7 protein-coding genes are annotated in these 12,821 nt (G+C 55.8%); 1 reads left to right on the forward strand and 6 read right to left on the reverse strand.

Going from position 1 to position 12,821, the window contains the following annotated elements:
• Window positions 1-3 precede the first annotated feature (3 nt).
• The 6 genes from sufU to RI501_RS00465 all read right to left on the reverse strand — a co-directional run bounded on the left by sufU (window position 4) and on the right by RI501_RS00465 (window position 11,406).
• Window positions 4-465 carry a Fe-S cluster assembly sulfur transfer protein SufU gene (gene sufU, locus RI501_RS00440; RefSeq protein ID WP_313819838.1) on the reverse strand — a complete coding sequence of 154 codons (462 nt, stop codon included), beginning with the start codon at window positions 463-465 and terminating at the stop codon, window positions 4-6.
• Window positions 443-1,690 (reverse strand): aminotransferase class V-fold PLP-dependent enzyme, encoded by a 1,248-nt coding sequence (locus RI501_RS00445; protein WP_313819839.1) that lies wholly within the window; start codon window positions 1,688-1,690, stop codon window positions 443-445. The genes sufU and RI501_RS00445 overlap by 23 nt, the downstream gene beginning before the upstream one ends.
• Window positions 1,683-2,954, reverse strand: a complete 1,272-nt coding sequence (gene sufD / locus RI501_RS00450) for a Fe-S cluster assembly protein SufD (RefSeq protein ID WP_313819840.1) — start codon at window positions 2,952-2,954, stop codon at window positions 1,683-1,685. Before sufD ends, RI501_RS00445 begins: the two co-directional genes overlap by 8 nt.
• Window positions 2,955-2,965: 11 nt before the next feature.
• Window positions 2,966-3,760 carry a Fe-S cluster assembly ATPase SufC gene (gene sufC, locus RI501_RS00455; RefSeq protein WP_313819841.1) on the reverse strand — a complete coding sequence of 265 codons (795 nt, stop codon included), beginning with the start codon at window positions 3,758-3,760 and terminating at the stop codon, window positions 2,966-2,968.
• Window positions 3,761-4,040: 280 nt separating this feature from the next.
• Complete coding sequence (gene addA / locus RI501_RS00460) at window positions 4,041-7,814, reverse strand: helicase-exonuclease AddAB subunit AddA (RefSeq protein WP_313819842.1); 3,774 nt, start codon at window positions 7,812-7,814, stop codon at window positions 4,041-4,043.
• Window positions 7,807-11,406: a PD-(D/E)XK nuclease family protein gene (locus tag RI501_RS00465; protein WP_313819843.1), complete on the reverse strand. Its 3,600-nt coding sequence runs from the start codon at window positions 11,404-11,406 to the stop codon at window positions 7,807-7,809. Before RI501_RS00465 ends, addA begins: the two co-directional genes overlap by 8 nt.
• 175 nt (window positions 11,407-11,581) lie before the next feature.
• Here RI501_RS00465 and RI501_RS00470 point away from each other — a divergent pair, with 175 nt between their 5' ends.
• Window positions 11,582-12,718: an ArgE/DapE family deacylase gene (locus RI501_RS00470; RefSeq protein WP_313819844.1), complete on the forward strand. Its 1,137-nt coding sequence runs from the start codon at window positions 11,582-11,584 to the stop codon at window positions 12,716-12,718.
• The last annotated feature ends 103 nt before the right edge of the window (window positions 12,719-12,821 follow it).

The following is a 12,821-nucleotide window of genomic DNA, read 5'->3' on the forward strand; positions in this document are numbered from 1 at the left end:
GGTTTAATCCTCCTTCGTGACTTGATCTGCTCGCAGTAACGCCCGTTGTAAGGCCCACCAAGCAAGGGTGGCACACTTGATCCGGGCCGGAAACTGCATGACACTCGACAGGATAGCGGCATCTTGTAGTTGATCCAGATCGGCCTGCGGATGCTCCTGACCCATGACCATGTCGGAGAAGGTCTTGGCCATGTGCAGCGCCGCTTCCTTACTCTTACCCATGACGGCATCGGTCATCATGCTGGCCGACGACTGACTGATGGTGCAGCCATCCCCGGTAAAGCCGATGTCTTCAATGTGGTCGGTGGCGTCCAGCTTAACGTCCAGCTTGATCACATCCCCGCAAGTCGGGTTCTTCAGCGTGATGGTATTGGTGGCCGCCGCAAGGGCGTGTTGATGGTGCGGGTGCGCCGCATGATCCAGGATTACTGCGCGGTATAACCTATTTAGCTTCGACAGACCCATGACTAAAGAACTCCTTTACTTCTTGAATAGCGTTCAACAACCGGTTGATGTCGGCTGAGGTGTTGTAGAGGTAGAAACTCGCCCGCACCGTGGCAACCTGGTGTAATTCCTGCATTAATGGTTGAGCACAGTGGTGGCCCGCCCGGACGGCCACCCCGTCCATGTCTAGGGCGGTGGCGACGTCGTGCGGGTGGAGGCCCTTGATATTAAAGGCAAACACGCCGGTGTGTTTGGTCGGATCGTGAGGCCCGTAAACGTCGAGGTCATCCAGGTCGAGTAGCTTCGGTAAGAGCTCGGCGACTAAGTGATGTTCGTGAGCGGCCACCCGGTCCATCCCGATGGCTTCCAGGTAATCGACGGCGGCGCCTAAGCCAATTGCCCCGGCGATATTGGGCGTGCCAGCCTCAAACTTCCAGGGTAACGCCGTCCAGGTACTCGCGTCGCGGGTCACCAAGTCAATCATTTCCCCACCGTACTGGTACGGCTCGGTCGCGTCAAGCAAGGCCCGTTTGCCGTACAGGACCCCGATACCGGTCGGACCCAGCATCTTGTGCCCGGAGAAGGCGTAGAAGTCGACGTCCAAGTCCTGCACGTCGACCTTCAGGTGGGGCGCGGCCTGGGCACCATCCCCCACGATTACGGCACCGTGGTGGTGAGCCAACCGGGCCAACCGTTTGAGCGGCGTGACGGTGCCCAAGACGTTGCTGGCGTGAGTCAGCGCCACGATTTTGGTCTTATCGGTGATTTTTTGTGCGGCATCGGCCAAGTCGAGTTCCCCCTCGGCGGTCAGTCCGATGTACTTCAACGTGGCGTGCTTCCTTAGCGCCAGCTGTTGCCAGGGGATCAGATTGCTGTGGTGTTCCATGATGGAGATCACAATTTCGTCACCGGCCTGGACGTGGGCCTCCCCGTAGGTGCTAGCAACCAGGTTCAACCCGTCCGTAGTGCCCTTAGTAAAGATCACCTCGGCGGGTTCGGCGGCGTGGATGAAGTGCTGGACCTTCCCCCGGGCAGCTTCGTACTGCGCCGTGGCCCGTGCTGCCAAAGTATGGATTCCCCGGTGCACGTTGGCGTTATCGTGTTGGTAGAACCGAGTTAGCGCGGCAATCACCTGGCGGGGCTTTTGCGTCGTAGCCGCGTTATCCAGATAAGTTAACGGTTCATCGTTGACGCGTTGGGTTAAAATCGCGAAATCTTGGGTAACCTCAATCCCATTGCTAACCATTCTGCAGGGTCCTTTCAATCGTTTGAATTAATTGTTGCTGGACGTTTTTCGCCGGAATTGCCCGCAAGACCGCACTTAAAAAGCCGCGAATCACCAGGCGCTCGGCCGTCTTACGGTCAATCCCCCGACTCATCAGGTAATAGAGTTGTTGCTGATCGACTTGCCCCACACTGGCCGCATGACCGGCAACCACGTCGTTTTCATCAATCAGGAGAATGGGGTTGGCATCCCCGTGGGTTCCGGGCGTCATCATCAAGAGCCGATTTTCCTGTTCGGCGTTAGCACCGGCAGCACCGTGGATGATGTCCCCAATCCCGTTGAAGACCAATTCGGAGGTCCCCAGCAGCACTCCCCGTTGCAAGATGTGTCCCACGGTGTGCTTGCCGCGATTGGTGATGCGGGTGTTAATGCCTTCCCGCTGGGCCTGACTGGTAATCGCCACGACCTTGGTCTCGGTCTGCGCCCCTTCGCCGACCAGGTCGGTCGCGACTTGGCCCAGGGTATCGCCGCGATTCATCAGACCGACCGCCCAATCGACTTCGGCGTGCCGTTTGACCACCGCCCGCCGGTTAAAGTAGGTCAACGTGTCGCGACCGAGTTCATCAACGGCCGCGAACTTGATCCGACTATTATCGTTCGCCACAATCTCCACCACGTGGTTCGCCCGGTTCATCCGGGTTCCCTGTGTCGTGAGGTGCTGGGTGAAGGCAAATTGGCTACCTTGATCCGCCACAATCAACACGTGGGAAACCTGCGGACCGTCCTGAGTGCTGTCCTGGACGAGGTGCGCCTCGATGGGCTGCGTGATCACCACATTTTGCGGCACGTAAAGGAAGATACCGCTGTTCAGATAAGCCACGTGGTAAGCCGCCAAGCGATCCTCGGTGGCGGGGATGATTTGGTTTAGGTAGGGTTGGGTGAGTTCCGGATACTGGGTCACGGCCGTAAACAGGTCGGTCAGAATGACCCCTTGGGCTTGTAAGGCCGGGGGCAAATTCACGGCAACCGTCGTTTGACCCACCTGGATAAGCTGGCCGTGGTCGGTCGCCGGGGCGATTCCGGCGGCTAAGGTCGGATCGGCGGCCCGCCAAATCAAGCGCTGATCTAGTAACTTCTCGCTAGAATAGGTAAACCGGTGAAATTGCGGGTTCCCTAAGCGATTAAGCTGGGATAGGGCCGCCGTGCGCTGGGCCACCAGCCAGGTGGGCTCACGGTGAGCGGCTGCCAAGGCACGTAACGTTGCCGGTTGATCAATGGTCGTCATTTACACCCCTCCTAATCCTCGTCCACCAGGGGCACATCCAGCCCTAACTCGTCGCGTAAGCCAGCGTACCCTTCCCGTTCCAAGGTCTGGGCCAAATCGGCGTTACCGGTCTTGACGATCTTACCGCCCATCATGACGTGCACCACATCGGGAACGATGTAGTTCAACAAGCGCTGGTAGTGGGTAATGATTAAGGCCCCGAAGTTTGCGCCCCGCAGCGAGTTCACGCCCTTAGAGACCACCTTCAAGGCATCGATGTCGAGCCCGGAGTCGATCTCGTCAAGTAGAGCAAACCGGGGCTTGATCATTAGGAGTTGAAGAATTTCGTTACGTTTCTTCTCCCCACCCGAAAAGCCCTCGTTCAAATACCGTTCCGTCATGGCTTCGTCCATGTCCAGGAGCGCCAAATTACGGTCCAGTTCCTTAAGGAAGGCCATGACCGAAATCTGATCGTCCTCCGCGCGCCGGGCATTGATGGCCGCTCGTAAAAATTCGGCGTTGGTAACGCCCTGAATCTCGGCGGGATACTGCATGGCCAGAAATAAGCCGCGGCGTGCCCGTTCATCGACTGGCAGGTCTAAAATGCTCGTGCCATCTAAGCGAATGTCACCACCGGTCACGTGATACGCGGGATGTCCCATGATGGTCTGCGACAAGGTTGATTTTCCCGTTCCGTTAGGCCCCATGATGGCGTGCACCTCACCGGTGGTCATGGTGAAGTTGACTCCCGTTAAAATCTCTCGGGATTGCTGACTTTCTTCATCGGCAACCGCGACGTGTAGATCTTTAATCTCAAGTGTTGACATGTCCTTAACCTCCAGTTGATTACGGGGAAAACTCTGACTGACTCCCCCATTAACGTAAAGCTTGCACCCATTCATCATACAAAATCTTACCACAAGAAAACTGACGATTTTCTCACTCTGAAAGTCTAATCGCTAGCGACAGCCGGGATTGGTGCGCCTTCATTAAATTTTTTTGTAACAGGCCCCGTCAGTTAATACCAATCCAAAAGTGACCCTGATCTCCAATGCCGAGATCAGGGTCACTTTAACGTTACGACTCACTAGTTCGCCCTTTAGCGCACTAATCGGCTTGAATCGTTTGTTGCGGCACCTCTACCAGTTCACCGATGCCCAACAGGTAGAGGTATTGGTGCAGCACCGGCTGACCGGTCATCTGGTGCAGGGCCGTGGCGTACAGGTTAACCTGCCCACCGTAACGGTCGACCAGCTTGGCCACACTAGCGGCCGGGTCCTGCCGGTTCACGTGGTCGGTCTTGTAATCAAACAAGATTAACCCCGTGGGTGTCGTCAAATACCCGTCAATGATCCCGTGAACTAGGACCTGCGATGCCCGTTCCTGAAAATCACGAAATAGACTTTTGGCCGGCATCAACAGGGAGAACGGGACCTCCCGGTGAAGTTGCTCGGGGTGGGCCAAAATGGCTTGCCCCACCGGTGTGGCGTAGAACCGTAAGATGGCTTGCGGATCGACTCGTTGGGCAACCTGCGGTGTCAAAACCTTCCCCGCCACTAAACGATCGATCAGGGCTTGAATTCGCTCTACCGTCGGCAGTACCGTCACGTCCAGTTGCTGTAAAACCAGGTGGGTCGCCGTCCCAATCTCGGTGGGCAGTGGGGCGCGAACGGTTTGCAAAAATTCGGGCCGGGCAAAGTTGTGGCCCACGTAACGGCGCCCCGCTTGGCCAGTCGTCGTATTCTGGCTTTCCGCCATCAACGCCGTATCGGGCTCTTCAAAGAGCCGTTTGGCTTCGGAGACCGACTGGTAGGCCGTGGTCACGGTCGCCGCCTGGTGGGGATACTTAAAGTCCATGAGCTGCTTTAGCGCCGCGCCATTCACCTGCGGCGCCGTCACCTGGTCAGCGGCCGCTTGAGCCTGATCCAACCAGTCCATCTGTGTCGGGGCCACCGGCTTACTGGGCGCCAGATCGGCCGCCGTGGCAAAGGTCACCCCAAAATGGGTCGGATCTCCCGCTAGTGGGCTGATGGCGGCGTGTTCGGTTTGCCACTCCTGAACTTGAGCTTGGGGCGTTCGAATCAGGCACATCCCCACCCAGTCGAGGTAGTTGGCCACCGTGGACTTTTCCCGCATCGTGGCGGGGAGCACCAGGTCCGTCGATTGAAAGGCCTGGCTCCAAGTCGTCAACGCCTGCTCACGACTCTTAGCCGACCCGACGATATAGATCCGGGACTCCGCACGGGTCAACGCCACGTAAAGTTTCCGCATTTCTTCGGCCAGACTCGCGCGACTGATCGCCTGCGCCGTCAGCAGCTTCTGTAAACTCGGCGTTTTAACCCGCGTCCGGGTATTCAGGTAGTCGATGCCGATGCCGTCCTTGCCGCTTAACACGTAATTTCCCTGTTGGTCCTGGCGGTTAAACTGCCGTGAGGCGTCCATCAAGAAGACCACCGGAAACTCCAAGCCCTTGCTACCGTGGATGGTCATCACGGACACCGCGTTCGTGGCCGTTTGCACGTTGGCACTAGCCAAGTCGTCATCGCGTTCCTGCAAACGTTCCACGAACCGCACAAACTGGAAGAGTCCCTTAAAACTACTACGTTCGTAAGTCTGGGCGCGCTCGTACAAGGCGTGCAGGTTGGCCTGCCGCTGTGCGCCGGCCGGCATCCCCCCGACGTAGTCCAGAAATCCCGTTTCTTGATAAATCCGCCAAATTAACGTGACCAACTGGTTCTGCTGGGCGATGTCGCGAAATTGGCGCAGCTGGGTCAAGAAATGCGCGATCTTGCGGTACACCGTCGCCTGCATCTCACTACTCTGGTGATCATTATAGGTTTGCTGGAAGTGCAACAGGGCCTGGTAGTAGTCCCCCGTTCGCTGATTGATTCGTAGCAAAGCTAACTCATTTTCGTTCAGCCCCACGATGGGTGAGCGTAAAACGGCCACCAACGGAATGTCCTGATACGGATTATCGATAATGCGCAGTAGGGCCATCATGATTTGGATTTCGGTGGTCTTGAAGTAGTTCTGGGCGTCGTTGACCACCACGGGGATGTTTAACCGTCGCAACTCGTCCGTAATGATCAGGTTATTCGACCGGGTTGGCGTTAACAGGGTGATGTCGCGGTATTCGATGGGACGCGTCTGCTTGGCATCGCGGTCATAGATGGGCGTCTTTGCCGCGATGAGTTCCTGGATCTGCTTCCCGGCCAAGAGCACCTCTCCCTGGTGCTTATCGTCGACCTGAAAAGTTTCGTCCATGGCCTCAGCGGTGGTCTCGGTAGTGGGTTCATCACTGAGATAGACTAACAGATTGGCCGTACTCTGCACATCGTCGGGATAGTAGGTGGCCCCGAACCGCAGTAAGGCGTCACCCGTGTAGGCCACCTCCCCCAGTTCACGGTTCATCAATTGTTTAAAAATCAGATTAGTAAAGTCGTCAACGTTGGCCATGGACCGGAAATTTTCGGCTAACGTGATGGTTTGCCCCGCCGCTGCATCGGTTGCGTACCGGTCGGCTTTGGCCATAAACAACGTCGGATCAGCCTGCCGGAAGCGGTAAATCGATTGCTTAACATCCCCCACCATAAACCGGTTCCCCGTTGGCGCGGGTTGCGCGATGGCGGAGAGAATCGCTTCCTGCAAGCTGTTAGTGTCCTGGTATTCGTCGACCATGATTTCGGCGTACTGGTCACGCATTTGCTCACGGACGTGCTGAGAATCCGGCGTTGCTTGACTCAAAATCTCTAAGGCCGCGTGTTCCACGTCCGCAAAGTCCAGCACGTGGCGCCGAAACTTCTCTTGCAGGTAGGCCTCGCGGTAAGCCGTGACGACTCGCGCCAATTCGGTCACCAGGTCGGCCGACGCCTGCATGGTGGCCCGCACATCGGTTTCGTTTTGGAGAAAATAAGTGTCCAGCAGGGTCTTCCATTGTTTGTGTGCCGGGTCGTAATAGGTTTTCTTCAACTCGTCGAGCACCGGCCGATTCTCGTCGGTCTTAGCAACCGCCGGCATCCGCCCCCATTTAAAGCCTTGCACGCGCTCACGCAACGTGTTCCAATCGCTAGTGGCAAGCTCGCTAATCAACTGGTCCCAGGCCGTACCCAGGTCAGCCAGATGATTGGCAGGCTTCACTAACCCCACGTTTTCGGCCATCTCCTGGGCACTCAGCAGATCAGCGCGAATCTGCTTGAATTGGTCGGCCAATAATGGTTGGAGCCGCGTACGGTAGAAGCGACTCTGGGTAAGCTGATCGGTCTCCAACTGGTAGGCCTGCGGCAGTGCCGCCAACCAGGCTTGCGGGTCCGGTGCCGCGTCGGCAAAAGTGTAGACGCGTTGGACCAAATCCGTGAGGCCATCGTCGTTTCGATCGCTAGAGAAATTTTCGGTCAACCGGGCAAATTGACCGTCCGAATCATCAGCGTAAAGTTGTTCACGTAGATCCATCCAGACCTCGTCTCGGAGCAGACTACTTTCGGTATTATCGGCCAGTAGCCGAAAGACCGGGTCGTAATCGATGACGTAGTAGTAGCGTTGTAGCACTCGTAAACAAAAGGCATCCAACGTGCTGATATCGGCGACGGGTAAAAGGTTCAATTGCTTCAGGTAAAATTGCTGGCGTTGACTATCCCCCTGGGTGGCCGCTAACTCTTGTCGGAGGGCCGTTTGGATCCGGTCGCGCATTTCGGCGGCCGCCGCTTTGGTGAAGGTCACGATCAGGATGTGATCGATGCCAGTCCCGCCCTTAAGCCGCTCAATCACCCGTTGGACCAACACCCGGGTCTTCCCGGAACCAGCCGAAGCGGAGACCAAGAGATCGGTTCCCGTCTGATGGATGGCCTGATCCTGACTCGGTGTAAATTTAAATTGATTACTCATGGTCTTCCCCCTTAGCAGCCTGCCGCTTGGCGATTTCGGCCTGAATCAACTTCATGACCTCGTCACGGCTCAACGGCTGTAAATCGTGATAACTATTTTCTTCGAGTAACGGATCGAACTGCATGATGGCCTTGTACGGTGAGTACTGGAGGGCCGTGCGGTTTTGCTCCCGCACCGGGCTTAACGCGATTTTACCCGCAAAGATTTGCGTCGCGGCCTGCTGAATCAGATACTCCGTGTGTGCCAACAGGTTATCCAGCTCACTCGGCGTGACTAGCAGCTTACTCCGCGACGTGAACCCCTTGGCGGTCTTGCGTAACCCCTGAAACAACTGCGAAAAATCGTTTTTCGTCTTGAAGAGTTCTTCGACGTTCTCCAGAAATTCCTGATCTTCTAACAGCAGGCCCTGGTAGCGTTCGGCCTTCAAGAGGTCGAGTAACGGGTTGTTGGGATCCTTAACTGCTGCCGCCTTTAAGACAGGATCTTGTAGGTGTAGGTATACGGCCCCGGCCAGGTTGGCCGTCGTGGCGGGCACACCCACTTCGGCCGCAAAGTTTTGCTTCACGGCATCCAGGTAGGTCAACATCTGCATGGCCTGTCCGTAGTAGGCCTCCTGGAAGCTAAATTGATGGGGGGAACTCTTATAGTCCACAATTCCCAGGTAGGTCTTGTCGTTAACGTCGAGTTGGTCCAACCGGTCAATCCGTCCCCGGACGCTAACCTGACGGTGATTTTCCAAATCAAAGGTTAGCGGAGCCCACCCGTGCTGGTCCCCCATCCCAAACTGAACTTCGGTTTTGCGGGGCCGTAATGGCGTGCGTTGACTTTGTTGTTGCAGCGTCCAAGCCATCCGTTGCATGGTCTTGATGAGTTGGGTCCGAATATACCCCATTCGCTCCGAGCTCTCTAAAATCGCAAACTGTGGATTCTGGGTGACGTCCAGCACTTTCGCGACGGCTTCGTCGGTCATTTCCCGTAGTTGGTCGGCATCCAGTTCCTTCAAATTCAACTTCTGCGCCTTGACCATCTTAATCAGGTCATCCAAGGTGGCGTGGAAAAATTCCCCGGTGCTGGCCGGTGAAAGTTCGAACACGTCCCGTTCCTGCAGGCGCAAGCCGTATTTTAGGAAGTAGGCGTACGGGTTAGCGTAATATTCCTCTAACTTAGAAATTGAGGTGTTGATCTTGGTCCCATAGAGCTGGGTAACGATGTCGGGCGTCAATTGCGTCGGGACGTTGCGGTACTTCAGGCTCCCCAACAACTTGGTGGTCAAGTCGCCGTACTGGGGGTCTTGCCGTAAAACCGTCATGAGAAATAACCAGTTGGGTGCCAAGGGCTGGTTCGCCAGTTGACCGGCGTGACTGACCTGAACCAAGTGACGTAGCGTGGTCCGCCGCGTCCCCACGAAGCTTTGAATATCGTGACCATCCATCGCCGGCGTCGTGTTGACCGGCGTGACGGGTAACTGAAAATGGTCACGAATCCGCGCTAGGTACGGTGAAATTTGCAGGTCATTTTCCCCATCATTAGTCACCGGATAGCTAAAAATCAGCTGTTCGCTGCCACTTAGGAAGCCCAGGTAGTTCAGGTACGGTTCTCCCGCCAACTGGGTCGCGGCATCGTCTCGGAGGTAGGCCCCCTGGTCGGTGACTTGTAACTGGGCACTCAATTCTTGGCGGTCAGTGTCGGCTAAGAGGGTCGCGGGAACTTGGTTGTCCGGCATGGTATCCGCCGTGGCCCCCATTAAGAAGGTCACCTTGCGATTGTTGGCCTGAACAATCCCGCTTTCGGACACCATGACCTGATCCAAAGTAGACGGGATCTGACTGAACTTCGCCCCGCTAAAACCGGCCTGGAGTAAGGCTTGAAAATCCGTCTGGTTGAACGCTAAATCACCTAAAATGGCGTGGCATTCGTCGAGCATCTGGCAGAAGGTCTGCCAGGTCTGCTCCGGTTGGCCTGCCAGGGTGAGGTCCTGATTGGTAATGGCCTGATCACGCCAAGCCATCAACTGGTCCGCCACCCCGTGGTTTACCAAAAACTGATACAGAATCGTGGCCGCGTCCGTATAGGTCTTGGCCTTTTTGAGAGCTTGAAAGAACGACGGCAACGTCTGGCCAATGAAGTGCCGGATGACGTTAATCTGCCGGGTAATGGCCGCATCTTTCGAGGTTTGGACGGTATCGTCCCCCGGGGTAAACCGGGTGTATTGCCAGTCATCGGCTTGCGTCCAGCGCTTTTGGCCCTCAAACCCGGTCTTCAACACGAAGTTTTCGGTCAACGCCACGGCCTGCCGGTAATCTACTAAGGTCATTGGTTGTCCGTCGGCAGTTTGCGGTAGTAACAGTTCCGTTTTCAACACCCGAAAGACGTCGCTATAGCGATAATTCCGCCGTTGAATATCGAAGAGGGCGTTGATTAATTCCACGAAGGGGTGGTCGGCCATCTGCACATCGGCATCGTCAAAGTAAGGAATTTCTTGCATCCTAAAAATGGGATCGATCACCGTCTGGTAAGCGTCCAAATGGCGCGTCAAAATCAAGAAGTCGTGGTAACGGTACTGCCCACTGGCGACCATTCGCCGGATCTGGTTGGCGATGTGCGCCACTTCCCCGTAACGATTCGGCGCTTCGAAGATCCTTAGCTGCGTTGGCACCTTAGCTACCGGCTGAGGTTGGGCCCCAATCGTGTTGCTGGTCTGCCAATAATCGTCTAACGCCAAGAGATCGGCAGAAACCCGCGCATCACGTGCGCGCTGATCGACCTGGATGGCCACGTGGTTCGCCCGGGCACTCACGTAGAGCTGGTGGTATAACTTCCCCGATTGGAAAAAGAGGTCGGTTACCGGTGGCAATTCTTGCGGGTAGGCCTGGTCTAAGTTCAACGCGATGGTCACGCTACCCGCTTGCTGAATGAGGACCGTCACCAGGTTACGCTCCTGGGCACTTAATTGGGAGAACCCTTCCAGATAAAAGTGCGCGTGACTGAGGTCAATCTGGGTCAGGTAGTCGGCCAGTTGATTCAAGAGATCCGTATTGGCCACGTACTTGCCTTGCATCTGGGTCTCGACGGCCGCGTAAATCACCGCCAAGTCGTGCAACTTGGCCTGTAAATCCGCACTACCCGGCGCTAACCGGTCGATGGCCGCGGTCAAATCACCGGCCGTGACCTGACCAACCCGCAGTTCTGACAGTTGAGCGGTCAGTTGGCTGATGAAACCCGGACGCGTGACCTCCCCGCGAAAGATGGTCAAGTCGTCAGCGTGACTTTGAATGATCTGATAGATCAGCATGTTTAGTCCCGCCGGTGAGATCCGGGGAAGCTGGTAAATCGGTTCGTTTTTCATGAAGAACCAGGCTAAGCGGGTAAACGAAAAGACCTGAACCTGTGTCTGGGCAAAGAGGGCCTGGTCCGGAGCCATTAAGTGCTGTAACGCACTGAGCACATCCACTTCAGTCTCAAACTTAATGTGGTTGGGAACTAGGTAATAGCACTGGTCCGTAGGCTGGTCGGTCAGGTGGTGGGCCATGGCCTGGATCATGGGGGTGCGGTGATCACGACCCGCGCTCCCTAAAACAAACTGTAAACTCATGGAATGAAGCCTCCCCTATTCTGACTATAGTTGAGTCTATTTTAGCATAACAAACGTATGTTCGCTAAAATGAAAGGCAAATGACAATCTTTTCCAACTTTTTACACACCGGCCGGCACAGGCGTGCTAAACTGGAGATAATATTAAAATATGATGAGAAAGCCGGCTTAGTTTTATGCAAAAAAACGAACAAGTTCAGATTCTCCAACACCTCGTTAGACTTAATTCCGTGAACGGCAACGAAGCAGCCGTTGCCACCTATATTCAACAATTGTTTGCCGACCACGGCATCACCAGCAAGCTCATTCCGTACGCTCCCGACCGGAGTAATCTGGTTGCCGAAATCGGAACCGGAGAGAAGGTTCTCGCCTTATCCGGCCACTTGGATACCGTCGCCACGGGTGATCCCGCTCAATGGCAATTTCCCCCATTCGATGCCCACATCGATCACAACCAACTCTATGGTCGGGGGGCGGCGGACATGAAGAGTGGCTTGGCCGCCATGGTCATCACCTTCATCACCTTGGCCGACCAACAAACCACGCTCAACGGTCGCCTACGGTTCATCGGGACCGTGGGGGAAGAAAACGGTGCCATGGGGTCCCGGATGCTAACGGAGCAGGGACTCGCCGACGACCTAGACGGCATGGTGATTGGTGAACCTACCGGCGGGAACATCGTCTACGCCCACAACGGATCGTTGAACTACCACGTCTTCTGCCAAGGTAAGGGCGCCCACAGCTCCATGCCAGAAAAGGGCATCAACGCGATTACCAACCTGATCAAGTTTGTTACAGCCGAGGCCACGGCCTTTGACGATGCTCCGGTGAGTCCCGAACTTGGCCCACTGGTCCACAACGTCACGGTCTTTAACGGGGGCGAACAGGTCAACAGCATCCCCGCTAATGCCGAGCTTCAGGGTAACATTCGGCCTATCCCGGAATTCGATAACGCCGCCGTCATCAAGCGGTTGAACGAAGTCGTCGACAAGTTAAACGCCGCCACCCAAGCCACCCTAAAGTTGCACGTCGACTACAGTTTCAAGCCAATCATTAGTGATCAAAGTGAACCGCTAATCCAGCTGACCAAGCAGATTGCCGACGCCGAATTTGGCCACCCCATCAAATTAGAGGTCATCCACGGGGCCACCGACGCTTCCGAATTCACTAAGTCGTCTCATCAGTTCCCGGTCATGGTTTACGGCGCCGGTGAATGGTCCGTGGCCCACGCGTTAAACGAGTCCGTGGATCTCGATCAATTCATCCACGTTCAACACGTTTACCAACAGTTAGCCGAACAGTTTTTGGCTTAACAGAGTGGGACAGAAGGCGGTTAGCTGGCTTACGGGGTTAAGCGGAACTAGCTGCCTTGGGGCACACGTTTCGACATCAAAAAGCAGCTCGCCGATTGAGCGA

The organism is Levilactobacillus zymae, assembly GCF_032190635.1.
Lineage (GTDB): Bacteria > Bacillota > Bacilli > Lactobacillales > Lactobacillaceae > Levilactobacillus > Levilactobacillus zymae_A.

Bases quoted from the DNA above. Each gene is read 5' to 3' on its own strand.
- sufU (WP_313819838.1), bottom strand. From the start codon at position 465: ATGGGTCTGTCGAAGCTAAATAGGTTATACCGCGCAGTAATCCTGGAT.
- RI501_RS00445 (WP_313819839.1), bottom strand. From the start codon at position 1,690: ATGGTTAGCAATGGGATTGAGGTTACCCAAGATTTCGCGATTTTAACC.
- sufD (WP_313819840.1), bottom strand. From the start codon at position 2,954: ATGACGACCATTGATCAACCGGCAACGTTACGTGCCTTGGCAGCCGCT.
- sufC (WP_313819841.1), bottom strand. From the start codon at position 3,760: ATGTCAACACTTGAGATTAAAGATCTACACGTCGCGGTTGCCGATGAA.
- addA (WP_313819842.1), bottom strand. From the start codon at position 7,814: ATGAGTAATCAATTTAAATTTACACCGAGTCAGGATCAGGCCATCCAT.
- RI501_RS00465 (WP_313819843.1), bottom strand. From the start codon at position 11,406: ATGAGTTTACAGTTTGTTTTAGGGAGCGCGGGTCGTGATCACCGCACC.
- RI501_RS00470 (WP_313819844.1), top strand. From the start codon at position 11,582: ATGCAAAAAAACGAACAAGTTCAGATTCTCCAACACCTCGTTAGACTT.